We start from the raw sequence: 25,963 nt of genomic DNA, 5'->3' as shown, positions 1-25,963 counted from the left end.
TGGCCCACGCCGCAAACGAAAATGGCGCCGCTGTGCGACGCCATTTCAAGTGCTCAAAGATCCGGGGATCAGATGTCGAAGCGGTCGGCTTCCATCACCTTGACCCAGGCGGCGACGAAATCACGCACGAACTTGCCGGCGTTGTCGTCCTGGCCATAGACCTCGGCCAGCGCCCGCAGCTGCGAGTTCGAGCCAAAGGCCAGGTCGACGCGGCTGCCGGTCCACTTGATCGCGCCGGTGGTGCGGTCGCGGCCTTCATAGACCTTGTCGTCGTCGGTCGGGGTCCAGACCACGCCCATGTCCAGCACGTTGACGAAGAAGTCCGTCGTCAGCTGGCCGGGGCGATCGGTGAAGACGCCGTGCTTGGCCCCGTCAAAGTTCGCGTCCAGGGCTCGCATGCCGCCGACCAGGGCGGTCATCTCGGGCGCGGTCAGGCCCAGCAGGTTGGCGCGGTCCACCAGCAGCTTTTCGGCCGGCACGGTGAACTCGGGCTTCACGTAGTTGCGGAACCCGTCCGCCAGCGGTTCAAGCGCGTCAAAGCTGTCGGCATCGGTCTGCGCCTCGGTGGCGTCGGTGCGACCGGGCGTGAAGGGCACGGTGATGTCATGCCCGGCGGCCTTGGCCGCGGCCTCGATCCCGGCGCTGCCGCCGAGGACGATCAGGTCCGCGATCGACACCTTCTTGTCGCCCTTGGTGTCGAAATCGGCCTTGATGGCCTCAAGCGCCGCGAGCGTCTTGGCCAGACGGGCGGGTTCGTTGACCTCCCAGTCCTTCTGGGGGGCCAGACGGATGCGGCCGCCATTGGCCCCGCCGCGCTTGTCGCTGTCGCGATAGATCCCGGCCGCCGACCAGGCGGTGTAGATCAGATCGCGCTGCGATACGGCCCCCAGCAGGTCGGACTTCAGCGCCGCGATGTCGGCACCGTCCACCAGCGGATGATCCACCGCAGGCACCGGATCCTGCCAGATCAGATCCTCACCCGGGACTTCCTTGCCCAGGTAACGGACCTTGGGGCCCATGTCGCGGTGCGTCAGCTTGAACCAGGCACGGGCGAAGGCATCGGCAAACTGGTCCGGGTTCTCGTAGAACCGGCGGCTGATCTTCTCGTACTCCGGGTCGATCCGCAGGGCGAGGTCGGTGGTCAGCATGTTCGGCGTGCGCTTCTTGCCCTTCACATGCGGGTCGTCGACCGTATCGGCACCGGCCCCATCCTTGGGCGTCCACTGATGCGCGCCGGCGGGGGATTTCGTCAGTTCCCATTCGTATTCGAAGAGGTTCTTGAAGAAACCATGGCCCCACTGGGTCGGCGTCGTGGTCCAGATCACCTCCAGCCCCGAGGTAAAGGCGTTCTCACCGCCCGTGCCGTCACCGGCGGTCCAGCCAAAGCCCATCTCGTGGATGTCGGCGGCTTCGGGTTCGCGGCCCACGGCCTCGGCGTCGCCCATGCCATGGGTCTTGCCGAAGGTGTGGCCCCCGGCGATCAGCGCGACGGTTTCCTCGTCGTTCATTGCCATGCGGCCAAAGGTGTCGCGGATGTCAAAGGCGGCCTTCATCGGATCGGGTTCACCGTCCGGGCCTTCGGGGTTCACGTAGATCAGACCCATCTGCACGGCGGCCAGCGGGTTGTCCATCGCCCGGCCTTCCTTGTACCGGCTGTTGGGGTTGTCCGAGGGCGCAAGCCATTCCTGTTCGGTGCCCCAATAGACGTCTTCGCCCGGTTCCCAGGTGTCTTCACGCCCGCCGCCGAAGCCGAAGGTCTTGAAGCCCATGCTTTCCAGCGCGACGTTGCCCGCCAGGATCATCAGGTCCGACCAGGACAGGGCGTTGCCGTACTTGGCCTTGACCGGCCACAGCAGACGACGCGCCTTGTCGAGGTTGGCGTTGTCCGGCCAGGAGTTCAGCGGCGCGAACCGCTGCCCGCCCGAGGAGGCACCCCCGCGGCCATCACCGATCCGGTAGGTCCCGGCCGAGTGCCAGGCCATGCGGATCATGAAGGGACCATAGTGACCCCAGTCGGCCGGCCACCAGTCCTTGCTGTCGGTCATGACCTGGGTCAGGTCCGCCTTCACCGCGTCCAGATCCAGCGCCTTGAAGGCCGTCGCATAGTCAAAGTCGGGATCCATCGGGTTCGACTGATCGGTGTGCTGCGCAAGAATGCGCAGGTTCAGCTGGTTCGGCCACCAATCCTTGTTCTGGCGTCCGTCAAAGCTTGTGTGGTGAACGACCGGGCATCCGCCCGACTTGGGTGCGTCGTTTCCGTCCATGGGTCTCTCCCTTGCTACTGGCTGGGCTGAGTCTCTCAGCATTCCGGGGGGAGCATAGCAAGCGAAAGCAATCAGAATAACCCGGAGAATAGTGATTGTTATGATAGGATTTTCTTATAGGTTTGTGACAGGTCCGTGACCGGCCCGCCCGCACCGGGACGCCGGATTTGCAACCGGCCCCGGCAAAGGTTAAATCCTGCCCGACAGCGCCTTGCAGCGAAGGACCAGGCCCTTGACCAATCCCGTGACCAATCACCTGTACAGAAACGATCTTCCCGACGGCCTTTCGCTTGGGTCCGTGGTGGCGATCGATTGCGAAACCATGGGTCTGAACCCGCACCGCGACCGGCTGTGCGTGGTGCAGATGTCGGGCGGTGACGGCCACACCCACATCGTCCAGATCGAAAAGGGCCAGACCGAGGCCCCCAATCTCTGCGCCATGCTGACCGATCCTTCGGTGCTGAAACTGTTCCACTATGGCCGATTCGACATCGCCGCGCTGTTCAACACCTTCGGGGCCCTGACCGCGCCGGTCTATTGCACCAAGATCGCCAGCCGCCTGGTGCGCACCTACACCGACCGCCACGGGCTGAAGAACCTGACCCAGGAACTGATCGGCGTCGACCTGTCGAAACAGCAGCAGTCCAGCGACTGGGGGGCCGAGACCCTGACCGATGCACAACTGGAGTATGCCGCGTCAGACGTGCTGTACCTGCACCGCCTGCGGGACGAGCTGAACAAACGCCTGGACCGCGAAAACCGGACCGAGATCGCCCAGGCCTGTTTCGACTTCCTGCCCATGCGCGCCCAGCTGGACCTGATGGGCTGGCCCGACACCGACATCTTCGCGCATTCATGATCGCCCGCGCCGCCATAGCGCCGGGGCGCGCCTGACATGGCCTGGGCCGAGGACGGATATTCCCGGGCCATACGCTGGCTCAAACTGGCGCTGCCGCTGGCGGCGCTTGGCCTCCTGTCCACGGTCTTCATGCTGTCCGAAAGCAACGAGGCCAGCCTGGAAATCCCCTATTCCAACATCGAGCTGGACGATGAGGGCCTGGTCGAACGCATTGTCGAACCCAGCTTTGCCGGGGCCACCGAACGCGGCGACCTGATCACCTTCACCGCCCAGTCCGCCCGCCCCGAGGGCGACGGCGTGGGGGTCATCACCGCATCGGACGTGCGTGGCCAGCTGGACCTGCGCAGCGGCGGCGACATCACCTTTCGCGCCGACAGCGCCACGCTGGACCAGCCCGCCGGCACCGCGCGGATGCGGGGCGGCGTGGTCGTGACCTCTTCGGCCGGGTACGAGGCGCGGACCGAGGGGCTGATCGCCTATCTCGACGACACCCGCCTGGAAAGCGACAGTCGCATCGACGGCCAGGGGCCCATGGGCACCTTCACCGCCGGCCGCATGGTCGTCTCTGCGACACCCGAAGGGGCCGGAACGGGCGAAGACGTGCAACTTCTGTTCACCGACGGCGTTAAGCTGGTATACCGGCCCGGATCCGATTGAGGTTTTACATCATGCCTTTCCGCAGTGTCCCCATTTTGGCCCCCGCAGTTTTCCTGGCCCCCGCAGTTTTCCTGGCCCCCGCACTTTTCTTGGCCCTCGTGCTTTCCCTGTCCCTTCTGTCGCCTGTGCCCGCATCCGCCCAGCAGACGGCCTTTGGCGCGACCTCGGTCGATCCCGACACCCCTGTCGAAGTCGAAAGCGACGAACTGCGGGTCAACCAGGCCGACGGCACGGCGGAATTCGTCGGCAACGTCGTCATCGTCCAGGGCGTCATGCGCCTGGGCGCCCCCCGCGTACTGGTCGTCTATGACGAAGCGGGCGAAAAGGTCCGCCGGATGGAGGCCACCGGAGGCGTCACCTTGGTCAGCGGCCCCGACGCCGCCGAAGCGCAGCGCGCCGATTACGACATCGAGGCCGGCAAGGTCCGCCTGCAGGGCGACGTTCTGCTGGTGCAGGGCGAATCCACGCTGGCGTCCCAGGATCTGACTATTGACCTGACCACCGGCAGCGCCCAGATGTCTGGCCGTGTCCGCACGCTTTTGAACCCAAAGAATTAAAGACCAGACCCGTGACCAAACCCGACCTCTCGATCCACGACGGCGACCAGGGCCTGCGCATCGACCACCTGCGCAAGTCCTACAAGAAGCGTGTCGTGATCCGGGACGTCACCATGAAGGTCGACCGAGGCGAGGTCGCGGCCCTGCTGGGGCCGAACGGGTCGGGCAAGACCACCACCTTCTATTCCGTCGCGGGCCTTGTGGTGCCCGAGGGCGGGCGCGTCACCATCGACGGCCGCGACGTGACCAACATGCCGATGTACCGCCGCGCCAAGCTGGGGATCGGCTATCTTCCGCAAGAGATGTCGATCTTTCGCGGCCTCTCGGTCGAGGAGAACATCTCGGCCATCCTCGACATCACCCATTCGGACCGCCACAAGCGGCGCGAGCGGCTGGAGGAACTGCTGTCGGAATTCTCGATCGAACACCTGCGCCGCGCCCCCGCGCTGGCGCTCTCGGGCGGGGAACGCCGCCGGGTGGAAATCGCCCGCTGCCTGGCCGCCGACCCCAAGTACCTGCTGCTGGACGAACCCTTTGCCGGGGTCGACCCGATTTCCGTGGCCGACATCCGTCACCTGGTGGCTGACCTGAAGAAACGCGGCATCGGCGTGCTGATCACCGACCACAACGTGCGCGAGACGCTGGAAATCGTCGACCGCGCCTACATCCTGCATGACGGCAAGGTACTGATGTCCGGCACCCCCGAAGAGGTCGTGGAAAACGAAAACGTGCGCCGCGTCTACCTGGGCGACAGTTTCCGCATTTCCTGACCCCGGTGCCCGGGTCGGCGGGTCCGCTCCTGCCTGGCTTCCGGACATCGGCAACACCCCGCCCGGCACCCGGTTTCCGCTGCCCTGCAGCGAAAGTTTGCGCCAACCATTTCATCCGCTTCCCATTGACAGCCGCCCCCCGCGTCCCTTCATATAAGGGTATGACAGTCGCGTATCGGCTACCCTACCGGCCCGCAGATCCCTTGCACAATTTGCGCAAGATCAAGGAAACTCGACTGTCTTTCACCAGCATTCGAATCTGACGCCGTCGGGGCCAGTGGCCCCGTGCGACCGTTCGAAGAGTCATGAAAGGATACGGAATGCGTTACGAAGTCAGCGGTAAGCAAATCGACATTGGCGAGGCGCTTCAGACACACGTGAAGACGGAACTTGGCAGCGTCATGGAGAAGTACGGTCAGCGTCCGACCGACGCCACCGTCATCTTTTCCAAATCCGGTCATGAATTCGTCTGCGAGGTCACGGTGCACCTGTCTTCGGGGCTGAACGCGGCCGCCAAGGGGCATGCCAATGAAATCTATGCCGCTTTCGAAGAAACGGCGGAAAAGATGGACAAACAGCTGCGCCGCTACAAGCGTCGCCTGAAGGACCATCACAAGGCCCGGCCCGAACCGGTTGAACTTTTCGGTGCCTCCTCGTATATCCTCGCCGCTGAGCAGGAAGACGTGGAATCAGAGGCGGAGACGCTCCAACCGATCATCGTTGCCGAGATGGAAACAAAGATACCCTCTTTGTCCGTTGGCGAGGCCGTGATGCAGATGGAGCTTGCAGGCGCACCTGTCCTTGTTTTCCGGAACGAAGGTAAAGAGGGGGTCAATGTTGTGTACCGTCGCGAAGACGGCAACATCGGTTGGATCGACCCCAGAAACTGAGGCGGCGGGCGTACCGCGGCGAGCGTTAGGACCACATGAACTTAACGGAAATCCTCAAACCCGAGGCAATCAAGGTGATTGCCTCGGCGTCGTCGAAGAAACGCCTTCTCCATGATATCGGGGAACTGGCGCAATCGGCCTATGGCTACGATTCCGCGTCCCTGGTTGCGGCCCTGATGGAACGCGAAAGCCTGGGCCCGACCGGTGTCGGCAACGGTGTCGCCCTGCCCCATGCGCGCATGGAACAGGTTACCGACATGACCGCGGCCTTCATTCTGCTGGATCAGCCGGTGAACTTCGATTCCGTCGACCGGCAGCCGGTGGATATCGTCATGGCGCTGTTTGCACCCGAAAGCGCCGGGGTCGAACACCTGAAGGCCCTGGCCCTGGTGTCGCGCACCCTGCGCAGCGCCGATCTGTGCAAGAAGCTGCGGGCGAACCACGATGCCTCGACGCTGTATGCGCTGCTGACCTCGGATCAGAACACCCAGGCGGCATAAGGCCCTGCCCCGGGGAACCAATGGCCCCCTATTTCCAGGATCCGAACCCGAACATCAGGTAGTCGCGCTGATAGACGTCCTGCGTCTTGGCTTCGATTTCCTCATCATAGACATCCGCCAGGGCAAAGGGCCGATCCTCGGGGATCGCGGGCGGATCGCCCGGATCGCCGTGGCCGACCTGCTGCGCCAGCGCGGGCAGATAGGCGCCCATCTCGTCCTCGCGCACGATCATGTCGGGCAGGGCAAAACCCGCCATGCCTTCGATCACCGCTGATTGCGTCGCCCAGGTCTGGTCGATCCGGATCGAGGTCTGCCCGGCCAGGTTCGCCTTGAGGAAATCCAGGAACATCTTGAACGCCTCGCGGTGCTGCTCAAGCGGATAGGGGCTGTCGTCGTTGCGGCCAGGGATCGGCAGCTTGTGCCGGTTGCGCAGGATGCGCCGGATTTCGCCAAAGCTGCCCTTGCCGGTCCGCACGATGCGATTGCAGAAAACCGAATGCGCCCGCGCCACCGGATGACGGATCACCGCGAAACTGCGGTGGCCCTTGTTGCGTCGCTTCCACTGCCGCAGGCGCTTCTGTGTGAACTGGGTCTCCAGCGCCTCGACCGGCCCGCCATCCAGCGCGGCCAGCCACTCCATCACCTGATCGTCGATCTCACCCCGCACGGGCATATACATCAGCCGTGTCTGCGCACCGGCCATGTAGCCCGGCACATTGGCCCCGCGCCGCGGTTCGAAATTCGGCGTGCGGGTCAGGTTGAACCGGTCCAGCCGCGCCAGGGCCTGCTCCATCTGGTCGAAATTCTCGACCTTCTCGGACAGGGGCGCGGGGTTCTGCACCTTCAGCTTGTCATCCAGCCTGTCCAGCTGATCGACCTGTCCCAGCCAGCGTGCCAGCCCGTTCATCACCGCCACGTCCTGCAGGTCTTCGTAAGCGACGTAGAACGGGGCCTGGCCGGTGGTCTGCAGCGCATTCAGCAGGAAGACCTGGAAGCCCTGCAGCTGTTCCATGTGGCGGGTGAATTCGCCTGCGTCGAATTCGGCCTGCGCGTCCTTGCGCCGGCGCACATCGGTCAGCTTCCACTGGCCGGTGGCCTGGGCGATCTTCCAGCTGACATAGCTGTCGACCGGGTTGCGCGTCAGGATGATCTTGGCACAGCGCGGATCATTCAGCACCTGGTCCAGGATGCGCGGATCGTGATCGTGGAAGAACCGGAACCCCGACAACACCCCTTCGGTGCCCTTGACCGCACGGATCAGCGCCAGGGGGTCGGCCTCGCGTTGCGGCAGGGTGATGCCCAGGCAATCGACCTTGTTCGGATAGCCGACGAAATGCGGATTGAAAGCCTCGCCCAGGCAGGCGAGCCCCGGAAAGGCATTCAAATTCGCCTCAAGAAAGTTCGAGCCGGTGCGCATTTCCGCGAAGACGACGAAATAATCGAAGGAACCCATCTATTTCTTCACCAGGTAAGGTCTGCGCCCCGGCGTGCGGGGCAGGGTCTGCGGGGCCGGATCGCTTGGGAAATCGCCCATCAGATAGGGGTGCATGCCTTGGTTTTTCAGGGTCTGAAGGAACTGGGCAAAGCCGGTCAGATCGGCCATGCGCGGCGCTTCCTTCAGGCGGCGGCCGGCGCTGACCCCAAGGTCGTCGACGATGGATTGCAGCCGGTCCATCGGGTTTTCCAGAAACTCGGACATGGTCCAGATCCGCACCCGCGCCTTGGCCTTCGGATCACGCAGCTGGTCCAGAAAGGCGCTTTCGATACGTTGCAGGCGCGCGGCCTCGGCCCTCAGGTCGGCGAAATTGCCGGTGGCCTGGTGCAGCTTGACCGCCCATGCACCCGAGATCACGCAGATCGTGGCGTTGCTGTCCCGGCTCATCGCCAGGGCCGCGCCCTGATGATCCATCGGCCCGAACTGGAAACACTGCCGTTCGCCGCGGGCGTTCCAGATCAGGTTGGTCAGGAAGGCGCGCGGGCGATAGTCGCGGATCGCCGCGCTGGACGACAGCGCCCCGCTGACAACCTTCTGCCCGCCAGAGAACTGCGCGCCGCCGGGGGCGTAGACATGGCCATGCACCTTGCAGTCGGTCATCCGCGCCAGCCAGGGTTCGAAATCCTCGAACAGCTCGGCAAAGCCCTGAAAGACCGAATATTTCGCCCCGGTCATGCCGTTTTCCCAACGGCTGTTGGGGAAGCGACTGTGCATGTACAGCCCCGGCCGCCCCCGCGTCCGCCGGTCTGTGGCGCGCGAAAAGATGCGGTCGATCTTGCCGGGGTTCGGCTCGGTCCGCTTCATGGCGTGGTCGGCATCGGTCAGGAAGGCCTGGTACAGCCGGTCCGCCCGCGGCCAGATCTTGCGCGCGACAAAGCAATCCGACCGCCGCAATAGCTGCAGGTGGTCGTCGTAGAAGATATGCGGCTTGCCCTGGAAATCGAACTTGGACAGGGTCAGAGACCGGCTTTGGATATCGGTCGCATAAAGCCGCGCCAGCGTCTGGAAATAGCTTTCGTCAGGGATCCAGACCCGTTTGAAGAACCGGTCGTAATCGCCCCGTTCGGGATCGTCGAGGATGGCGGACAGCGTCTGCCGGGTCAGGCACCACCATTGCGACCCCATGTGCGGCACGATGCCATTGGGCATCTTGCGGCGCACCCGCAGCCGCCGCTGCAGCCGGACATAGCCGTCGAACAGCCGCCGGTGCCTTTTCCAGGCAAAAGGGAAGCGCAGGGTGAACCGTTCGGCATCCAGCCCGCCGACGGTCCAGGGCACATCCGCGGTCGTGGCGCTTTCGATGAAATCCGTACGCGGCCGCGCGTCGAGGTAATCGATCAGCTCTTGCACCGGGCGCAGCGGCAGACAGGACCCCGACGCCAGGAAGACATGGCGCACATCCGGGAAGTCGCGCAGCAGCTGTTCCGACGCCGATTGCGTCGCCGCCACGATCCCCCAGGTGCCCCATTCACAGCGGTGGCGGCGCGAAAATCGGATGTCCGGCACATCCGACAGCGCCTTGACGAACTTGCCATAGGCCTTGGCCGAGACCTTGCTGTCGGCGTGGATCACCACAGGACAACCCGAGGCCGCCCAATGCCGCGCCACCTGTTCGGCGCGGTCCAGCGCGTGGTGGATCAGCATGACGACGCCCAGGCGGCTCATGCCCAATTCCCCTTGGACATCAGGCCCAGGATCTCTAGCTGGCGCCAGTTGATGTACTTCTCGCTCCACTTGCACCACAGCTCGGGCTGATCCTGAATCAGATCGGCATAGGCGCGGTATTCGACCGAGGCGTTGTAATGCTGCTTCCGATCAAGCTCTTCCCGGGCCTTGGCATCGAAGGTGGACAGGAACTTGGTGTGCAGCAGCAAACCGCTGGCCTTTTCCCCGCCCCATTCGTCGTAGACGAGGTTCAGCCCGCGCGGCAGCAGCATATGGGTCGAGGACACATAGGCGTTCTTGCGTTCCCATTTCACCAGCGGGATCTTGTTCAGCGCCGGGGCCAGTTCCGGCTGATCGGCAAAGAAGACGCGCTGACGCGGGCCGCCCTGGATCCACAGGTTGCCATAGCGCGCGTTCTTCTGGATCGAATAATTGCCGCTGTCGAACCACGACGTGATCTCAAGCGGGTCCTGACCGGGCAGATAGGTCTGCGCGCCGATCTTGCCCTTGGGATACATGTCCAGAAGCATGGCCGAGAACGACTTGATCGACGAAGCATCCAGCCAGTCCGTCAGCGCCTGGATCGGCCGCGTGTCGCAGAAGGGGTAGACGAAGAATTCATCGGGATCGACGGTCAGACACCAATGCCCGTGGCCGTACTTCAGCAACAGCCAGTTCATCCAGTCCATGCCGAAGCGCGCGCGCTTGTACCCCGCCTGCGTCGACCAGAGAGAGCAATCCTTCTGCTCGCGTAGATACTCGGCACTGCCGTCGGTCGATCCGTTGTCGACGAACAGGAAATGCCGCACGCCCATCTTGCGGTAATACTTCAGGAAATACGGCAGCCGCACCTTTTCGTTCCGCAGGGTGCAGAACAGCAGAACGTCGGTCTTGCGGATGGCGCGGGTGCGGTTCTCCACGGATGTCAGATCCCGCCGTTTGCGCACGGCGCGGATCAGCCAGCGGCGACGCTGGACCCGTAGGCGATATGACGAAACGAAGCTCAACGCCCGCCCTTTTCCCATGGTCACCGGGTCTGCGGGCAGAAGGCTATCAGGTCATCTTTAAGACGACATTGAAATGCTCATCCCAAGTCGGGGGGAAGAACCCCGCGCTTGCCCCGGTCCCTGACCGACCTTCCTCGATACGGCTCTTGACGGCCTTGGCCCAAGAATACCGATCCGTGCCGTCCAGGTAAACTGGCAAATCCCCAAGGGTTTCGCGCACCGCAGCCAGGTCGGCGCTGATCACGGGCGTGCCCAGCATCGCGGCCTCGACCGGGGGGAAGCCATGCCCTTCGGCCAGGCTCGGAAACAGCAGCGCATGGGCCCGGCCCATCAGCGCGGCGATGGATTTGTCGGGCAGGTTCGGCCATTCGAACACGTCGCGCCCGCGCAGCGGCGTGCGGTCCAGCCTGCGGAACAGGTCTTCGTTCATCCAGCCGCGCGATCCGCAGATGCCCAGCACCGGGCGCGGGCCATCTTCGTCCTCGTTCCAGTTTTCCCAGACATCCAGAAGCAGAGCGTGGTTCTTGCGCGGTTCGATCGTGCCGACGGCCAGGAACAGCGGCCGGTCCTGCGGCAGTTCGATCGGCAGGGCGGTGTCGTCGGCCCGGATCATGTCGGTGCCCAGACGCGCGATGATGCAATTGGGCGGGGTGACCCGCGCCTCTTCCTCGCGCTCTTCGTTCAGGGCGGCCATGTGGCGGACCACGTCACTGCGGGTCTTGTCACTGTTGCAGATCACCAGCTCGGCGTGGTCCATCACCCGGCGCAGCATGCCGTGAAACTTCTCGACACTCCCGGCCCGGCAGTATTCGGGATGGTCCAGCGGGATCGTGTCATGCAGCATGACGGTGATCCTGGTGCCCGGCTTGGCCGCCATGGGGGCCAGGGTCGCCTCGGTCAGGTTGGAATGCCCGACGTTGAGATAGGTGAATTCGCCGGTCAGCGCGTTCAGCAGGCGGGGCAGTTTCTTGCCATAGACCCGCACCGCCGCCAAACGCCACAGATCGCTGTGCACCCGCTTTTGCAACGGATCCAGCCGCGAGAAAAAGCGCATGACAAACCGCGGCGCGCCCCAGGGCGTCCGGCCCTCGTAGCGGTGCAGGAAGGACTGCATCCCGGCCCGGTCCAGAAGCACATAGCCCAAAGCCACGCGCACCAGCCCATAGCATTCGGTGTCCCGGTCCAGAAGTGCGCGCAGATAGGCCAGTTCGACCCGGTCGATGCCCGTGGCCTTACGCCCGGCCCGGCTGGCCAGCCGGGTCAGGTCAAGAACGCGATTGCTAGGTGCCTTATTTGCTGTAGTGCCCAGTTTGATGCCACCGCCAGGCATCGGCAATCATCTGATCAAGCGTGGACCGGTTCGGGGCCCAGCCAAGTTCGGCCTTTGCACGGGTCGAACCGGAAACAAGCTTGGTGCAATCGCCGGGTCTGCGCGGTCCCTCTTTGTACGGCACGGCCTGATTGGTGACCGCGCGGGAATGATCGATGACCTGCTTCACGGAAAAGCCGGTGCCAGTGCCCAGATTAAACACCCGACTGGCCTTGCCGTCCATCAGCCATTTCAACCCAAGGATGTGTGCGTCCACAAGGTCACACACATGCACATAATCGCGTATGCAGGTCCCATCCGGCGTGTCGTAATCGGTGCCAAAGACGGTCAGCGCATCGCGTTTCCCGGCAATGGCATCCAGCATCAGGGGAATCAGATGCGTCTCGGGCTGGTGGAATTCGCCCACCTCGGCCTCGGGATCGCCGCCCGCCACGTTGAAGTAGCGGAAGATCACGTGACGCAGCCCCGTGGCCGCACCGAAATCGCGCAGCATGTCTTCGATCGCGCGCTTCGACCCGCCATAGGCATTGATCGGAAGCTGGGCCGAATCCTCGTCCAGCACCACGTTGTCCTGGTCGCCATAGGTCGCGCAGGTCGAGGAGAAGACGAAATTCATGCAGCCCGCGTCGCAGGCGGCCTCGATCAGGTTGCGTGACCCTTCGACGTTGTTCTGCCAGTAGAGCCCGGGCTTCTGCATCGATTCCCCGACCTGGCTGAGGGCGGCGAAATGCATCACGGCGATCGGCTGATGTTCGTTGAAGACCTGGTCCAGCCGCGCGCGGTCCAGCAGGTCGCCCTTTTCGAAGGGCCCGAATTTCACCGCATCTTCCCAGCCGGTCACCAGCGAATCGTAGGTCACGGGGATGAACCCCGCGGCCTTCAGCGCCTTGCAGGCATGGGACCCGATATACCCGGCCCCGCCGGTAACAAGAACCTTGTCCACAGTACCGATCCGCTTATTCGGCGGCCTGTTCGACGTTCACGACTTCGCGCAGGAAGCCCATCAGGTCGTCGCGCAGTTCCGGGCGCGACAGCGCGAAGGACACGGTCGCCTGCAGGTAGCCGGACTTGGAGCCGCAGTCGAAACGCTGGCCGCGGAAGCGGTAGCCATAGACCGGACGGCCTTCGGTGATCTCATGCGCGATGGCGTCGGTCAGCTGGATTTCCCCGCCGGCCCCGGTCTGCTTCATGTTCAGATTCTTCAGGATCTGCGGCGTCAGAAGATAGCGCCCGATCACCGCCAGGTTCGACGGCTCTTCACCCGCCGGCGGCTTTTCGACCATGCCCTTGACCGAAACCAGCGACCCCATGTCTTCCTTGATGTCCAGCACCCCGTAGGAGCTGACGCGTTCCTTCGGGACTTCCATCGCGGCGACCATGTTGCCGGGGTTTTCTTCAAAAGCTTCGACCATCTGCTGCAGGCAGGGCTTTTCCGCCGCGATGATGTCGTCGGGCAGGATGACCGCGAAGGGTTCGTTGCCGATCAGGCGGCGGGCACACCAGACGGCGTGACCCAGGCCCAGGGGCTTGTGCTGGCGGATATAGGCGATCGCGCCGCTGTCCATCGAGGTGTTCTTGACCTCTTCCAGCAGCTCGGTCTTGCCCTTCTTCTTCAGCTCGGCCTCAAGCTGGGGCGCGTGGTCAAAGTAATCCTCAAGCGCGGCTTTCCCGCGCGAGGTGACGAAGATGAATTCCTTGATGCCGGCCGCGCGCGCCTCGTCGATGGCGTATTGGATCAGCGGGCGGTCCACCAGGGACATGATTTCCTTGGGAATGGATTTCGTTGCCGGAAGGAAGCGCGTCCCCAGTCCTGCCACGGGGAAAATCGCCTTGGAGATCTTGTTCTTCATAATTTGTCTTAGCCTTTTGCAAACTGCTGGATGGGCCTTGGCCCGCAATATGTCAGAGAATCACCTGTCAATCACCCTTCATGCCGCAAAAACAGCGTTTCTGGATGGTTAATGGTTCAATGAGCGGGCACCCTAGTCAATTATCACGCGGTATCCCGCGTACCTTGGCGACACGTGCGATTTCCCGCAGCATGCGCCGTCTGAATGTGGTGGGCCGGAAAATCGGATCCGACCGCAGGCTTCTGCCCCAAAGACCACCACGTTGTTCCCAGACCCCCTGCGGGGTCATCTTTACCGTATGAAATAGCGTATTTGGCGAGAAAAGAAACAGCGACGTGATTTCGCCCCTTTCTGCGCGGCGGGCCGCCCGGTCCCGCAGGCGGCGCGCTTCGAACCAGCGTCCGGCGATCACGGTGCCGGGCTGGGTCGCGCGGCTTTCAAACGGCAGGAACGGCTCTGACGGATGCGGAAGCTCGGGCAGACGATAGAGCACCCGACCCAGCCCGGCGGCCAGCCCTTCGTCCAGGCGGTTGCGCAGCCGGGTGACATCGCGCGGCTCCAGCCCGCCGGTAACCAGGTGGCGGATCAGCCGCGCCTGCTGATCGGCGCGGAACTGGTCGATCACGGCGGCACGCTCGGCCTCGGGGCAGTGACGACGCAGATAGACCTGCAGGCTGGCCCCAATTTCATACAGATCCTTGGGCACGCGGTCCGCCCCACGCCGGGGCGACGGCGCAAAGGCGTGATGCACCTGGGCCAAAGGGGCAATAGCGGTGACGCGCCCGGCCTTGGCCAGCCGCATGTTCAGGTCCGCATCGTCCAGGTAGAAGTGATACGCCGGATCGAACCCGCCGACCTGCACCAGGTCGGACCGGCGGAAGGCCATGTTGGTGCCTTCGGTTTTCACTGCCTGTCCGCGCGGCGGGGTCAGGGCGACGGGCCTGTCGCCTTCCACGTCCAGCGCGACCTCGCGCGCGGCATAGTCGATGGCGCGGGCGGTCCACTGAAAGGATATGCCGTTGCGCCCGATCACATAGCCCCCCACGGCCGAGACCTGCGGATCGTTGAACGGGGCCGTCAGATGGGTCAGCCAGGTCGGTTCGGGCACCGCGTCATCGTCGAGAAAGGCGATCACCTCGCCCGCCGCGACCGAGACACCGATGTTCCGTGCCAGGCTGATGTTGGGATCGGCGAAGGGTACTGCCTTCACCTTGTCCTCAAGCCACATGGCCTTCACGGTGCTGATGCCTTCGGCATCGGCGACCACGATGATCTCGTATGGGGCATACAGCTGGCGGATCAGCCCGGTCAGCGTCAGGGCCAGGCTTTTGCCCCGCCCCTTGCTGACCACGATGACCGAAACCGCCGGCTGTGTCATGACCGATGCCCGATCAGGCGGGCTTCAGATCGACCGAGGGCGAGGTCACGATGAAGAAGGGGTTGGCAAAGTCTTCCTTGCCGTAGGCCAGCGGTTCATGGTTGTCGAAGCGCAGCACCTTGCCGCCCGCGCCCGTGACAACCGCATGACCGGCGGCCGTGTCCCATTCCATCGTGCGCCCGATGCGCGGATAGATGTCGGCCTCACCGGTGGCGACCAGGCAGAACTTCAGCGACGATCCCGCGCTTTTCATGTCGGCCGCCTTGTACTTGGCGATGTAATCGTCGGTCGCCTGGTCGCGGTGCGATTTCGACGCGACGATGCGCAGGGCATCATTGTCGGCCTCGGCCACGCGGATCGGCTTGACCTCACCGACCTTGTCCTTGTCGAAGGGGCCGAATTCCTCGACCGCGCTGCCATCGGCAAGGGTATAGAACATGCGGTCCCGGGCGGGCGCATAGACCACGCCGCGCACCGGCACACCGTCTTCGACCCAGCCGATGTTCACGGTAAAATCGCCACGCCGATTGACGAATTCCTTGGTGCCGTCCAGCGGATCGACGATCAGGAAGGTGGTCGCGGTTTCCGTGTGGGTGGTGGCCTGTTCTTCGGTCACCAGGGTCACGTCCGGGAAGGCCGCGCGCAGCCCGGCCGAGATCAGCGCATCCGCGGCTTCGTCCGCTTCGGTCACGGGGCTGGCGTCCGACTTGGTCTTCACCTCGAAATCGTCCGAGTTGTAGATCTCCATGATCTTGTCGCCCGCTTCCAGCGCGAGGCGGCGCATGACGGTTTCCAGCTTTGCGTAATCCAATGTTCTCTCCTGCAATTTCCGGGTGTGGCCCGGCATAATCCCGATATCGCGGCGTGAATTGCCACGATGGCTTGGGGTCGTTATGATCGGCGCTCAAGGGATCGGCAAGCATTCCGTGTCATGAACGGGCAACCCCCTTTGGGATCACCACAATGTTTGAGCAGAGAGTAAACCGCTCTAAATTCGGGTCGGCCATCGCCATAGGCGAGCTGATCTATCATTCGGCGGTGCATTCCATCCGGGTGTCGCATCGCCACGCCCTCTGGTCGATCTTCATCAACATGCTTCAGGCGGTGATCTTCGTCCTGTCCTTCTACGCCATGTTCGAAATCCTCGGCATGCGCCGCAATGCAATCCGGGGCGATTTCCTGCTGTACCTGATGTCGGGGATCTTCCTTTACATGACCCATGTGAAGACCCTGGGCGCGGTGGCGGGCGCGGGCACGGCGACGTCGCCGATGATGAAACACGCCCCGATGAACACCGCCGTCATGATCGGGGCTGCGGCGCTGTCGACGCTGTATATCCAGGTGCTTTCGCTGTTCCTGATCCTCTTTGTCTATCACGTGGCCTTCACCCCGATCACCATTGATCAGCCGGTCTATGCCATGGGGATGCTTCTGCTGGCCTGGTTCACCGGGATCGGCGTCGGGCTGGTGCTGCTGTCGCTGCGCCCCTGGGCCCCGCAGTTCGTGTCGGTCTTTTCGCAGGTCTACCAGCGGGCGAACATGATCGCCTCGGGCAAGATGTTCGTGGCGAATTCCCTGCCCGGCTACATGGTGGCGATGTTCGACTGGAACCCGCTGTTCCACGCCATCGACCAGTGCCGCGGTTTCGTCTTCCTGAACTACACGCCGCACAATTCCTCGATCACCTATCCGCTTCTGGTCGGGGTCGGACTGTGCATGCTGGGGCTGATGGGCGAATTCTACACCCGTCGCCACGTGTCGCTGTCCTGGGACGCGAAACGCTAATCCACCACGCGGCAGGTCAGGTTGATCCGCCCGCCCTTTGGCATCACCCGCGAGGATCCGAACCGGATCCGGTCCACCCCGTGATGCAACAGCCGCGCCGGACCGCCCATCACCACCACGTCCCCCGACGCCAGCCAAAGCGACTCGGTCCTGCCGCCCCGGTCTTCGTTGCCGATGCGGAACAGCCCGTCATCGCCAAGCGAAATCGAAAGCACCGGATAGCTGAAGTCCGCCTCGTCCCGGTCCTGGTGCATGCCCATCCGCGCGTCTTCGCCGTAGTAGTTCACCAGGCAGCACTGCGGATCGCGATGCGCCCCGGTCAGGTCGCGCCAGATCTGCAGCACCTGATCGGGGATCGGCGGCCAATCCACGCCCGAGGGGTGGCGGCGTTCATAGCGATAGCCCGAGGCATCCGAATACCAGCCGTACTCCCCGGCCGAGGTCATCCGCACCGACATCTGCTTGCCAAAGCGCGTCGTCGGAGAGAACAGCGGCGCGGCCTTCAGAACCCCGCGCAACGCCCCGATCAGATCGGCCTGCGCCGCCGCGTCCAGATAGCCCTTGTAGATGTCAAAACCGCGCAAATTGATGCGGTTTACCATGTTTTCAGCCCTTTTTGCGCCGTTTTCCCGGGCTTTGTCGCCACATTGCGTCAATTTTGCCGATTCCTGCCTCATGCCCGTCTTGCAGGGCGAAACACCCCTCCTTATATACGCCCAGAAGCGCGGCGGACAGCTCTCTGACCGCCGCCAGTCAGGCGGTGGCGGATGCCGTTACTCGGGTCCGTCTCCGGAACTATCGCCTTAAGTGAAAGGGATTGAAAACATGTCCAAAGTGATCGGTATCGACCTTGGCACCACCAACTCCTGCGTGGCCATCATGGACGGCTCGCAGCCGAAGGTCATCGAAAACTCCGAAGGGGCACGGACCACGCCGTCCATCGTCGCCTTCACCGACGAAGAGCGTCTCGTCGGTCAGTCTGCAAAGCGCCAGGCTGTCACCAACGCCTCCAACACCATCTTCGGTGTGAAACGTCTGATCGGCCGCCGCGCGGATGATGCGGATCTGGCCAAGGACAAGAAGAACCTGCCGTTCAACGTCGTCAACGGCGGCAACGGCGACGCCTGGGTCGAAGCCAAGGGCGAGAAGTATTCGCCTTCGCAGATCTCGGCATTCATCCTTGGCAAGATGAAGGAAACCGCGGAATCCTATCTTGGTGAAGAAGTGACCCAGGCCGTCATCACGGTCCCGGCCTACTTCAACGACGCACAGCGTCAGGCCACCAAGGACGCCGGCAAGATCGCCGGCCTGGAAGTGCTGCGCATCATCAACGAACCGACCGCCGCCGCGCTGGCCTATGGTCTGGACAAGGAAGACAGCCACACCATCGCGGTCTATGACCTTGGCGGTGGTACCTTCGACGTGACCATCCTGGAAATCGACGACGGGTTGTTCGAAGTGAAATCCACCAACGGCGACACGTTCCTGGGTGGTGAAGACTTTGACATGCGCATCGTCAACTACCTGGCGGATGAGTTCAAAAAGGAACACAACGTCGACCTGACCCAGGACAAGATGGCCCTGCAGCGTCTGAAAGAAGCTGCCGAAAAGGCCAAGATCGAACTGTCCTCCTCGCAGTCGACCGAAATCAACCAGCCGTTCATCTCCATGGGCTCCAACGGTCAGCCGCTGCACATGGTCATGAAGCTCACGCGCTCCAAGCTGGAACAGCTGGTCGGTGACCTGATCAAGGCCTCGATGAAGCCCTGCCAGGCCGCCCTGAAAGACGCCGGTCTGTCCACCTCGGATATCGACGAAGTCGTCCTGGTCGGCGGTATGACCCGCATGCCGAAAGTCATCGAAGAAGTGACCAAGTTCTTCGGCAAGGAACCCCACAAGGGTGTGAACCCCGACGAAGTCGTGGCCCTTGGTGCCGCGATCCAGGCCGGTGTTCTGCAGGGTGACGTGAAGGACGTTGTTCTTCTGGACGTGACCCCGCTGTCCCTGGGTATCGAAACCCTGGGCGGTGTCTTCACCCGCCTGATCGACCGCAACACGACGATCCCGACCAAGAAGTCCCAGGTCTTCTCGACCGCCGAGGACAACCAGAACGCCGTGACCATCCGCGTGTTCCAGGGTGAACGTGAAATGGCGGCCGACAACAAGATGCTGGGTCAGTTCAACCTTGAACAGATCCCGCCGGCGCCCCGCGGCATGCCCCAGATCGAGGTGACCTTCGACATCGACGCCAACGGCATCGTGTCTGTTTCGGCCAAGGACAAGGGCACGAACAAGGAACAGAAGATCACCATCCAGGCCTCGGGCGGTCTGTCCGATGCGGACATCGAACAGATGGTCAAGGACGCCGAGGAGAACGCCGAGGCGGACAAGGAACGCCGCGAGCTGATCGAAGCCAAGAACCAGGCCGAAAGCCTCATCCACTCGACCGAGAAGTCGATGGAAGAGCACGCGGACAAGGTCGACCCCTCGACCATCGAAGCGATCGAACTGGCCATTGCCGCGCTCAAGGACGAACTTGAGACCGACAACGCCGAGAAGATCAAATCCGGCATCCAGAACGTGACCGAATCGGCCATGAAACTGGGCGAGGCGATCTACAAGGCCAGCCAGGACGAAGCGGACGACGAACCCACTGCGGCGGATTCCGGTCCGGCCGGTGACGACGACGACATCGTCGACGCCGACTTCGAAGATCTCGATGACAACAAGCGGGCTTAATTGACCGCGCTGGAACCTCTGGGGCCGGTCCACCTTCGGGCGGGCCGGCCCTATCCGTTCCTGAAGGGGGACCACCCATATGGCAAAACGTGACTATTACGACGTGCTGGGCGTGCCGAAGGGCTCCAGCGCTGACGACATCAAGAAGGCCTATCGCAAGAAGGCCAAGGAACTGCATCCCGACCGCAATTCGGACAACCCCAAGGCGGAAGAGCAGTTCAAGGAAGTGAACGAGGCCTACGATTGCCTCAAGGACGCCGACAAGAAGGCGGCCTATGACCGCTTTGGCCACGCCGCCTTCGAAGGCGGCATGGGCGGTGGCGGGCGTCCCGGCGGCGGCCAGCAGGGCGATTTCGCCAGCGCCTTTTCCGACGTCTTCGACGATCTCTTCGGCGATTTCATGGGCCAGCGTGGCGGCGGCGGACGTCAGCGCGCGACGCGCGGGTCCGACCTGCGCTACAACCTGCGCGTCTCGCTTGAAGATGCCTACAACGGCCTTCAGAAGACGATCCAGGTGCCGACCTCGGTGCAATGTGGCGAATGCAACGGCTCTGGCGCCGAAGGCGGGTCCGAACCCGCCACCTGCCCGACCTGTTCCGGCATGGGCAAGGTCCGCGCGCAGCAGGGCTTCTTCACCGTTGAACGCACCTGTCCGACCTGTTCCGGCGCCGGCCAGATCATCAAGAACCCCTGCAAGGTCTGCCACGGCATGGGTCGCGTCGAACGCGACCGGTCGCTGTCGGTGAACATCCCTGCCGGTGTCGAAACCGGCACCCGCATCCGCCTTGGCGGAGAGGGCGAGGCCGGGATGCGCGGCGGTCCTGCGGGCGACCTGTACATCTTCATCGAGGTCGAGGCCCACAAGATCTTTGAACGCGAGGGTCCGAACCTCTTCTGCCGCGTGCCCGTGTCGATGACGACCGCGGCCCTTGGTGGCGATATCGAGGTCCCGACCATCGACGGCGGACGGTCCCGCGTAAAGATCCCCGAAGGCTCGCAATCCGGTCGCCAAATGCGCCTGCGCGGCAAGGGCATGCCCGCCCTGCGCGGCGGCGGTGCCGGCGACATGATGATCGAACTTGCGGTCGAAACGCCGGTCAACCTGACCGCGCGCCAGAAGGAACTGTTGAAGGAATTCAACGAGCTGTCCGAGGAAAACAGCCCCGAGAACAGGGATTTCCTGAAATCCGTCCGCGGCTTCTGGGATAGCATGAAGGGGTGATGTCCCGAACCTGCGCCCCGAAGGGCGCAGGCAAAACCTCCAGTGGAGGTTGTGGGGACATCACGGGCGGAGCCCCGGGACCAACATCCGCGCCCTCGGGCGCGGACGAAAGGTCCAGTGGACCTTTCGGTCATTTTGCGGGCGGAGCCCCGGGATCACCATCCCGCGACACCTGCGACCGCCCCCCACCAAATCAAAGGCCCCGACGCACCCGCGCGGGGCCTTTTCCATATCCGCCAGCGCCCTCGGGAAATTAACCCAACCTTAACCAAACACCCCCATTCTGCGCCCATGCCGTCGCAGCCCCACTCACTCAACGAACCTCCGCTGCCCCTGTTCGCCACGTCACGCGAACCGGCACCCTCGGCCCCTCCGGCGAAACTTCCCTCGTATATCGCCGATCACCGGGCGCGGCTCCGCGATCGTTTTCTCGATGGCGGGGCCGATGCCATGCCGGACTACGAACTGCTGGAAATGGTGCTGTTCCGGGCCAATGCCCGCACCGATATGAAGCCCCTCGCCCGCGCGCTTCTGGACCGTTTCGGCAGCTTCGACGCCACCATCACCGCCCCCGAGGCCGAGCTTCTGAAGCTCCCCAGAATCGGCCGCGCCATCGTGGCCGAACTGAAACTGATCGAGGCCGCAGCACAGCGCCTGATGCGGGCCCGGGTGCTGAACCGGCCTGTCCTCAGCTCATGGCAGGCGCTGCTGGACTATTGCCAGACCGCCATGGCGCATCGGGACACCGAACAGTTCCGCATCCTCTTTCTCGACCGCAAGAACACCCTGATTGCCGACGAACCCCAGGCGCGTGGCACAGTGGATCACGTGCCCGTCTACCCGCGCGAGGTCGTGAAACGCGCGCTGGAACTGAACGCCAGCGCGCTGATCCTGGTGCACAACCACCCCTCGGGCGATCCCACGCCCAGCCAGCCGGATATCGACATGACCGCGCAGGTCGCCCAGGCCGCCGCGGCCCTCGGCCTGACGATCCATGACCACCTGGTGATCGGCAAATCCTGTGAATTCAGCTTCCGCGCAAACGGGCTTCTCTAGCCCCGGGCCCGCGCTATTTCGGCCCGTATTGCTGCCACAGCCAGATCAGCAGAAGCGCGCCCAGCACGGCCCCGACAAGCCCGCCCAGCATACCCATGAAGGCCAGAGCCATGCGCAGCACCATCCCGCCAATCAGCGCGCCGCCCATGCCAATCGCGATCGTCGCCGGAACCGAGGCCTTCACATCCATGATCCGTGTCGCCAGGAATCCCGCCGCCGCGCCCACGATCAACAACCAGATCACACCCATGAAACCCCTCCTAGCTGACCCAGACTACTTGCGCCGATACCGCGTCGGCACGATCACCAGCGCCCCAAGCGACGACAGGATCGCATCCACCCCCGGCGAAAACAGCCGGATGCCGAACATCACCCGGACGAAATAGAACAGGAAGGCCCCGCCGACGCAGATCACGATCGACGGCAGCACCCCGTTGCGCGTGAACCCCACCCGTTCCGAGGCATAGCCAACGATCCCGGCAATCACGACAGTTCCGATCAGCGTGGGAAACATCACCGCCCTCTTTACAGCTGGGTGCCCTTCAACAGGGGCCGCCCGCGCAGAAACTCTTCCGCATCCTGCGCCCCCTTCCCGGCCCGTTGCAACCGCAAAAGCTGCACCGCCCCCTGCCCGCAGGCCACCGTCAGCGCGTCATCCAGCACTTCGCCCGGCCTGCCCTGCCCGTCCCCCAGGCGCGAGGCCAGCAGCTTCAGGCGCTCACCCTCCACCTCGACAAAGGCCCCGGGAAAGGGCGACAGCCCCCGGATCAGCCGGTCGACCTCTTCCGCAGGGCGGCTCCAATCCACCCGCGCCTCGCCCTTGTCGATCTTGCTGGCATAGGTCACGCCACCCTCGGGCTGCACCTCCGGCTCCAGCTCCGGCAGCTGCTCCAGCGCCTCGACGATCAGCCGCGCACCCAGCTCCGACAGCCGGTCATGCAGGCCCGCGGTCACCTCCTCGGCTCCGATCTGCACCGCCTCGCGCAACAGCACCGGGCCAGTGTCCAGCCCCGCCTCCATCTGCATGATGCAGACCCCGGTTTCCGCATCGCCCGCCATGATCGCCCGATGGATCGGTGCCGCCCCGCGCCAGCGCGGCAAAAGCGACGCATGGATATTCAGACAGCCGAACTTCGGCGCATCCAGCACCGCCTGCGGCAGGATCAGCCCATAGGCCACGACCACTGCCACATCCGCCTCAAGCGCGGCAAACTCCGCCTGCGCCGCCTCCCCCTTCAGCGACACCGGATGGCGCACCTCCAGCCCCAGCTCCTGCGCGCGGGCATGCACCGGCGTCGGCCGATCCTTCTTGCCCCGCCCCGCAGGCCGGGGGGGCTGACAATAGACACAGGCAATCTCGTGCCCGGCCTCGACCAGCGCCTCCAGAACCGGCACCGAAAACTCCGGCGTTCCCATGAAAATAACGCGCATCTGCCCTCATCCTCTTGCCAAAAATATCCCGGAGAGCGCGAGAGGCAGCGCCTCTCGCCGGCGGGGGGCGTGGGCCCCGGCACGGGGTCCGGCGACCACCGCCGCCCGCCCCCGGTCCAACGCGATCAGCCCCGGAGCTTCCGCGCCTTCTTCAGCAACATGTCCCGCTTCACCTTGCTCAGCCGGTCGAAATACATCTTCCCCGCCAGGTGATCGATCTGATGCTGCACGCTCGTCGACCACAGGCCAACGAAATCCCGCTCCTCGATCTCGCCCGCCTCGTTCAGAAACCGCACCGTCACCGCGCGCGGGCGGGTGATCTTTGCCGACACCCCCGGCAGGCAGGGCGAGGCCTCTTCATGCTCGCGCGGCTGCACGCTGGCATGCAGCACCTCGGGGTTGGCCATGCGCACCGCCTTGCCCCGCGTGTCCGACGCATCGACAACCGCCAGCCGCTGCATCACGCCGATCTGCACCGCGGCCAGGCCAACGCCGGGCATGGCCTCCATCACGTCGATCATGTCGTCCCAGATGGCGCGCACGTCATCGGTGATCTCGGCCACATCCGCGGCCGGGGTGCGCAGCCGCTTGTCGGGCCAGTGCAGAACCGGGCGGACCGTCACGCGCGGGCCCGTTCGCGTTTCAGCTTCTGCGATTTCCGCGTCATCATCTGACGCTTCATCGGGCTGAGGTAATCAATGAACAGCTTGCCGTTCAGATGGTCGATCTCGTGCTGCACGCAGGTCGCCCAGAGCCCGTCGAAACTGTCTTCGCAGGCGTTTCCGTCCCGGTCCATCCATGTAACCGTCACCTCGGCCGGGCGCGTCACCTCGGCGTATTGCTCGGGGATCGACAGGCAGCCTTCCTCGTACACCGATTTTTCATCCGAAGATGCGATGATCTCGGGATTGAACATGATCAGCGGACGGGGGGCCGCGCCTTCTTCTTTCACGCAATCCAGCACGATCAGCCGGCTCATCAGGCCGATCTGCGGGCCTGCCAGCCCGATACCGGGGGCGTCGTACATCGTCTCCAGCATGTCGTCGGCCACGGCACGCAGCTCGTCCGTGATGTCGGATACCGGATCGACCACCTTCTTCAGGCGCGGATCGGGGTGGATGAGGATAGGTCTGATCATGCGGTTCATGTAAGCCAAGCCTTGCATCTGCGCAACATCGCCCGGACGGTGCCCCCCCTTGCCTCTGCCTGCGCAATCGCTAGCCTCCCGGGACGGACCATGGGCCCCGGATGGACCCCAGGCAAATCAGGGTCCGGACAGACCAGAGGATGACCATGAATACTCCCAATACCCCGGATTTCGACACGCTGATCGAACGGCGCGGCACCCATTCCGCCAAATGGGACAAGATGGAGGATTTTTGCGGCGTCTCCTCTGACGATGGCATCCCCATGTGGGTCGCCGACATGGATTTCCGCCCGCCGCAATCGGTCCTCGCTTCGGTCCGCGACTACGCCGATCACGGCATCTTCGGCTATTTCGGTGACGACAGCGCCTATCTGGACGCGATCTGCTGGTGGATGCAGACCCGCCACGGGTGGAGCGTGGACGCAGGCCACATCTTCTCGACCCATGGTCTGGTCAACGGCACCGGCATGTGTGTCGAGGCCTTCACTGATCCCGGGGACGGCGTCGTCATGTTCACCCCGATCTACCACGCCTTCTTCCGCGTCATCCGCGCCGCCGGCCGCCAGGTCGTGGAATGCCCGATGGCCCGCGACGGCGACCGCTACACGCTGGATTTCGACGCCTACGACGCGATGATGACCGGCAATGAAAAGATGCTGGTGCTCTGTTCGCCGCACAATCCCGGTGGCCGCGTCTGGACGCGCGAAGAACTGACCGGCGTGCTGAACTTCGCCAAGCGCCACGATCTGATAATCGTTTCGGACGAAATCCACCACGACCTGGTGATGCCCGGCGAAAAGCACATCCCGATGGCGCTGATCGAGGGCGCGGCCGACCGCCTGGTGATGATGACCGCCGCCACCAAGACCTTCAACCTGGCCGGCATGCACACCGGCAATGTCATCATCTCGGATCCCGACCTGCGCCTCCGCTTCGACGCGAAGATGAGCGCGCTTGGCCTGTCCCCGAACGCCTTCGGCAAGCACATGGTCACCGCCGCCTATACGCCCGAAGGGGCCGCCTGGGTCGATGCCCTGATGGAGTATATCGACGGCAACCGCCGGATCTTTGACGAGGGCATCAATGCCATTCCCGGTGTCCGGTCGATGCCGCTTCAGGGCACCTATCTGGCCTGGGTCGATTTCACCGACACCGGCATGGATACGACCGAGGTGCAGCGCCGCATCCTCAAGGATGCGAGGATCGCGGTGAACCAGGGTGACAGTTTCGGTGCCGGCGGCGAAAGCTTCCAGCGCTTCAACCTCGCCACCCCCCGCGCCCGCGTGGAAGAGGCCGTAGCGCGGATGAAGGACGCCTTCGCTGATCTCCAGTAGGGGACCGGCTCAAGGGCCGGCAGCAAC

The 25,963-nt window shown here is 63.8% G+C and carries 26 protein-coding genes; 11 read left to right on the top strand and 15 right to left on the bottom strand.

Translation table 11 applies throughout. The annotated features are described in order from the left end of the window. Window positions 1-68: 68 nt before the first annotated feature. Entirely contained in the window at window positions 69-2,264 is a 2,196-nt protein-coding gene (katG, locus tag BMX99_RS07010; protein WP_093449310.1) for a catalase/peroxidase HPI, read from the bottom strand. A gap of 244 nt (window positions 2,265-2,508) precedes the next feature. Between katG and BMX99_RS07005 the strand changes: the two genes are divergently transcribed. From BMX99_RS07005 to BMX99_RS06980, 6 genes are all read left to right on the top strand, one after another. Further along, on the top strand, window positions 2,509-3,123 hold the full coding sequence (locus tag BMX99_RS07005; RefSeq protein ID WP_093451153.1) for a ribonuclease D: 615 nt from the start codon (window positions 2,509-2,511) through the stop codon (window positions 3,121-3,123). A 36-nt stretch (window positions 3,124-3,159) separates the two neighbouring features. Further along, the gene (locus tag BMX99_RS07000) at window positions 3,160-3,780 is read left to right on the top strand and encodes an LptA/OstA family protein (RefSeq protein ID WP_093449308.1); all 621 of its coding nucleotides are present in this window, start codon (window positions 3,160-3,162) and stop codon (window positions 3,778-3,780) included. Window positions 3,781-3,869: 89 nt separating this feature from the next. Next, window positions 3,870-4,337: an LptA/OstA family protein gene (locus BMX99_RS06995; protein ID WP_244525489.1), complete on the top strand. Its 468-nt coding sequence runs from the start codon at window positions 3,870-3,872 to the stop codon at window positions 4,335-4,337. Window positions 4,338-4,348: 11 nt separating this feature from the next. Next, window positions 4,349-5,107, top strand: a complete 759-nt coding sequence (lptB, locus tag BMX99_RS06990) for an LPS export ABC transporter ATP-binding protein (RefSeq protein ID WP_093449302.1) — start codon at window positions 4,349-4,351, stop codon at window positions 5,105-5,107. A gap of 320 nt (window positions 5,108-5,427) precedes the next feature. Continuing rightward, window positions 5,428-5,997 (top strand): ribosome hibernation-promoting factor, HPF/YfiA family, encoded by a 570-nt coding sequence (hpf, locus tag BMX99_RS06985; protein WP_093449300.1) that lies wholly within the window; start codon window positions 5,428-5,430, stop codon window positions 5,995-5,997. A gap of 35 nt (window positions 5,998-6,032) precedes the next feature. Beyond that, window positions 6,033-6,497 carry a PTS sugar transporter subunit IIA gene (locus BMX99_RS06980; protein ID WP_093449297.1) on the top strand — a complete coding sequence of 155 codons (465 nt, stop codon included), beginning with the start codon at window positions 6,033-6,035 and terminating at the stop codon, window positions 6,495-6,497. A gap of 28 nt (window positions 6,498-6,525) precedes the next feature. Here the strand turns inward: BMX99_RS06980 and BMX99_RS06975 are convergent, their stop codons facing one another. The 8 genes from BMX99_RS06975 to cysQ form a co-directional block, all read right to left on the bottom strand. After that, a complete protein-coding gene (locus BMX99_RS06975) occupies window positions 6,526-7,950 on the bottom strand; it encodes a sulfotransferase family 2 domain-containing protein (RefSeq protein WP_093449294.1) in 1,425 nt (474 codons plus the stop codon). Beyond that, complete coding sequence (locus tag BMX99_RS06970; RefSeq protein ID WP_093449291.1) at window positions 7,951-9,657, bottom strand: DUF5927 domain-containing protein; 1,707 nt, start codon at window positions 9,655-9,657, stop codon at window positions 7,951-7,953. Next, window positions 9,654-10,682: a glycosyltransferase family 2 protein gene (locus tag BMX99_RS06965; protein WP_093449289.1), complete on the bottom strand. Its 1,029-nt coding sequence runs from the start codon at window positions 10,680-10,682 to the stop codon at window positions 9,654-9,656. Before BMX99_RS06965 ends, BMX99_RS06970 begins: the two co-directional genes overlap by 4 nt. Window positions 10,683-10,710: 28 nt before the next feature. Continuing rightward, a complete protein-coding gene (locus tag BMX99_RS06960) occupies window positions 10,711-11,994 on the bottom strand; it encodes a glycosyltransferase family 4 protein (protein WP_093449286.1) in 1,284 nt (427 codons plus the stop codon). After that, window positions 11,954-12,937 (bottom strand): UDP-glucose 4-epimerase GalE, encoded by a 984-nt coding sequence (galE, locus tag BMX99_RS06955; protein ID WP_093449284.1) that lies wholly within the window; start codon window positions 12,935-12,937, stop codon window positions 11,954-11,956. Before galE ends, BMX99_RS06960 begins: the two co-directional genes overlap by 41 nt. 13 nt (window positions 12,938-12,950) lie before the next feature. Further along, window positions 12,951-13,844, bottom strand: a complete 894-nt coding sequence (galU, locus tag BMX99_RS06950) for a UTP--glucose-1-phosphate uridylyltransferase GalU (RefSeq protein WP_093449281.1) — start codon at window positions 13,842-13,844, stop codon at window positions 12,951-12,953. 136 nt (window positions 13,845-13,980) lie between these two features. Further along, window positions 13,981-15,222: a glycosyltransferase family 2 protein gene (locus BMX99_RS06945; protein WP_093449278.1), complete on the bottom strand. Its 1,242-nt coding sequence runs from the start codon at window positions 15,220-15,222 to the stop codon at window positions 13,981-13,983. 13 nt (window positions 15,223-15,235) lie between these two features. Continuing rightward, window positions 15,236-16,069 (bottom strand): 3'(2'),5'-bisphosphate nucleotidase CysQ, encoded by an 834-nt coding sequence (gene cysQ / locus BMX99_RS06940; protein WP_093449275.1) that lies wholly within the window; start codon window positions 16,067-16,069, stop codon window positions 15,236-15,238. A gap of 116 nt (window positions 16,070-16,185) precedes the next feature. On the opposite strand from cysQ, the gene BMX99_RS06935 reads away from it, so the two are divergent. Continuing rightward, window positions 16,186-17,007, top strand: a complete 822-nt coding sequence (locus BMX99_RS06935; RefSeq protein ID WP_093449273.1) for an ABC transporter permease — start codon at window positions 16,186-16,188, stop codon at window positions 17,005-17,007. Here the strand turns inward: BMX99_RS06935 and BMX99_RS06930 are convergent. Continuing rightward, window positions 17,004-17,609, bottom strand: a complete 606-nt coding sequence (locus tag BMX99_RS06930) for an alpha-ketoglutarate-dependent dioxygenase AlkB family protein (RefSeq protein ID WP_093449270.1) — start codon at window positions 17,607-17,609, stop codon at window positions 17,004-17,006. The two genes, BMX99_RS06935 and BMX99_RS06930, sit on opposite strands and share 4 nt — an antisense overlap. A gap of 223 nt (window positions 17,610-17,832) precedes the next feature. Between BMX99_RS06930 and dnaK the strand changes: the two genes are divergently transcribed. The 3 genes from dnaK (at window position 17,833) to radC (ending at window position 22,024) form a co-directional block, all read left to right on the top strand. Further along, entirely contained in the window at window positions 17,833-19,746 is a 1,914-nt protein-coding gene (gene dnaK / locus BMX99_RS06925) for a molecular chaperone DnaK (protein ID WP_093449267.1), read from the top strand. A 79-nt stretch (window positions 19,747-19,825) separates the two neighbouring features. Continuing rightward, window positions 19,826-20,968, top strand: coding sequence for a molecular chaperone DnaJ (dnaJ, locus tag BMX99_RS06920; protein ID WP_093449264.1), 1,143 nt, complete (start codon window positions 19,826-19,828; stop codon window positions 20,966-20,968). Window positions 20,969-21,259: 291 nt separating this feature from the next. After that, window positions 21,260-22,024 (top strand): RadC family protein, encoded by a 765-nt coding sequence (radC, locus tag BMX99_RS06915; protein ID WP_093449261.1) that lies wholly within the window; start codon window positions 21,260-21,262, stop codon window positions 22,022-22,024. 13 nt (window positions 22,025-22,037) lie between these two features. On the opposite strand, the gene BMX99_RS06910 is transcribed toward radC, so the two are convergent. From BMX99_RS06910 to def (BMX99_RS06890), 5 genes are all read right to left on the bottom strand, one after another. Then, complete coding sequence (locus tag BMX99_RS06910; RefSeq protein WP_093449258.1) at window positions 22,038-22,274, bottom strand: GlsB/YeaQ/YmgE family stress response membrane protein; 237 nt, start codon at window positions 22,272-22,274, stop codon at window positions 22,038-22,040. A gap of 24 nt (window positions 22,275-22,298) precedes the next feature. Continuing rightward, entirely contained in the window at window positions 22,299-22,538 is a 240-nt protein-coding gene (locus BMX99_RS06905; protein WP_093449255.1) for a hypothetical protein, read from the bottom strand. 11 nt (window positions 22,539-22,549) lie between these two features. After that, window positions 22,550-23,455: a methionyl-tRNA formyltransferase gene (fmt, locus tag BMX99_RS06900; protein ID WP_093449252.1), complete on the bottom strand. Its 906-nt coding sequence runs from the start codon at window positions 23,453-23,455 to the stop codon at window positions 22,550-22,552. Window positions 23,456-23,580: 125 nt separating this feature from the next. Then, window positions 23,581-24,078 carry a peptide deformylase gene (gene def / locus BMX99_RS06895; RefSeq protein WP_093449250.1) on the bottom strand — a complete coding sequence of 166 codons (498 nt, stop codon included), beginning with the start codon at window positions 24,076-24,078 and terminating at the stop codon, window positions 23,581-23,583. Next, window positions 24,075-24,593 carry a peptide deformylase gene (gene def / locus BMX99_RS06890; protein ID WP_093451151.1) on the bottom strand — a complete coding sequence of 173 codons (519 nt, stop codon included), beginning with the start codon at window positions 24,591-24,593 and terminating at the stop codon, window positions 24,075-24,077. The genes def (BMX99_RS06895) and def (BMX99_RS06890) overlap by 4 nt, the downstream gene beginning before the upstream one ends. Before the next feature lie 155 nt (window positions 24,594-24,748). On the opposite strand from def (BMX99_RS06890), the gene BMX99_RS06885 reads away from it, so the two are divergent. After that, window positions 24,749-25,936 (top strand): MalY/PatB family protein, encoded by a 1,188-nt coding sequence (locus tag BMX99_RS06885; protein WP_093451148.1) that lies wholly within the window; start codon window positions 24,749-24,751, stop codon window positions 25,934-25,936. Window positions 25,937-25,963: the final 27 nt, after the last annotated feature.

It is taken from the genome of Pseudooceanicola nitratireducens, assembly GCF_900109195.1.
Lineage (GTDB): Bacteria > Pseudomonadota > Alphaproteobacteria > Rhodobacterales > Rhodobacteraceae > Pseudooceanicola > Pseudooceanicola nitratireducens.
Note: the sequence above shows the minus strand (reverse complement) of the source record. Positions and strands in the feature narration are given on the sequence as shown.

What these genes read in the sequence shown, in the direction of transcription:
- katG (WP_093449310.1), bottom strand. Translation starts at nt 2,264, where the DNA reads ATGGACGGAAACGACGCACCCAAGTCGGGCGGATGCCCGGTCGTTCAC.
- BMX99_RS07000 (WP_093449308.1), top strand. Translation starts at nt 3,160, where the DNA reads ATGGCCTGGGCCGAGGACGGATATTCCCGGGCCATACGCTGGCTCAAA.
- hpf (WP_093449300.1), top strand. Translation starts at nt 5,428, where the DNA reads ATGCGTTACGAAGTCAGCGGTAAGCAAATCGACATTGGCGAGGCGCTT.
- BMX99_RS06980 (WP_093449297.1), top strand. Translation starts at nt 6,033, where the DNA reads ATGAACTTAACGGAAATCCTCAAACCCGAGGCAATCAAGGTGATTGCC.
- BMX99_RS06975 (WP_093449294.1), bottom strand. Translation starts at nt 7,950, where the DNA reads ATGGGTTCCTTCGATTATTTCGTCGTCTTCGCGGAAATGCGCACCGGC.
- BMX99_RS06970 (WP_093449291.1), bottom strand. Translation starts at nt 9,657, where the DNA reads ATGAGCCGCCTGGGCGTCGTCATGCTGATCCACCACGCGCTGGACCGC.
- BMX99_RS06965 (WP_093449289.1), bottom strand. Translation starts at nt 10,682, where the DNA reads ATGGGAAAAGGGCGGGCGTTGAGCTTCGTTTCGTCATATCGCCTACGG.
- BMX99_RS06960 (WP_093449286.1), bottom strand. Translation starts at nt 11,994, where the DNA reads ATGCCTGGCGGTGGCATCAAACTGGGCACTACAGCAAATAAGGCACCT.
- galU (WP_093449281.1), bottom strand. Translation starts at nt 13,844, where the DNA reads ATGAAGAACAAGATCTCCAAGGCGATTTTCCCCGTGGCAGGACTGGGG.
- BMX99_RS06945 (WP_093449278.1), bottom strand. Translation starts at nt 15,222, where the DNA reads ATGACACAGCCGGCGGTTTCGGTCATCGTGGTCAGCAAGGGGCGGGGC.
- cysQ (WP_093449275.1), bottom strand. Translation starts at nt 16,069, where the DNA reads ATGCCGGGCCACACCCGGAAATTGCAGGAGAGAACATTGGATTACGCA.
- BMX99_RS06935 (WP_093449273.1), top strand. Translation starts at nt 16,186, where the DNA reads ATGTTTGAGCAGAGAGTAAACCGCTCTAAATTCGGGTCGGCCATCGCC.
- BMX99_RS06930 (WP_093449270.1), bottom strand. Translation starts at nt 17,609, where the DNA reads ATGGTAAACCGCATCAATTTGCGCGGTTTTGACATCTACAAGGGCTAT.
- dnaK (WP_093449267.1), top strand. Translation starts at nt 17,833, where the DNA reads ATGTCCAAAGTGATCGGTATCGACCTTGGCACCACCAACTCCTGCGTG.
- dnaJ (WP_093449264.1), top strand. Translation starts at nt 19,826, where the DNA reads ATGGCAAAACGTGACTATTACGACGTGCTGGGCGTGCCGAAGGGCTCC.
- radC (WP_093449261.1), top strand. Translation starts at nt 21,260, where the DNA reads ATGCCGTCGCAGCCCCACTCACTCAACGAACCTCCGCTGCCCCTGTTC.
- BMX99_RS06910 (WP_093449258.1), bottom strand. Translation starts at nt 22,274, where the DNA reads ATGGGTGTGATCTGGTTGTTGATCGTGGGCGCGGCGGCGGGATTCCTG.
- BMX99_RS06905 (WP_093449255.1), bottom strand. Translation starts at nt 22,538, where the DNA reads ATGTTTCCCACGCTGATCGGAACTGTCGTGATTGCCGGGATCGTTGGC.
- fmt (WP_093449252.1), bottom strand. Translation starts at nt 23,455, where the DNA reads ATGCGCGTTATTTTCATGGGAACGCCGGAGTTTTCGGTGCCGGTTCTG.
- def (WP_093451151.1), bottom strand. Translation starts at nt 24,593, where the DNA reads ATGATCAGACCTATCCTCATCCACCCCGATCCGCGCCTGAAGAAGGTG.
- BMX99_RS06885 (WP_093451148.1), top strand. Translation starts at nt 24,749, where the DNA reads ATGAATACTCCCAATACCCCGGATTTCGACACGCTGATCGAACGGCGC.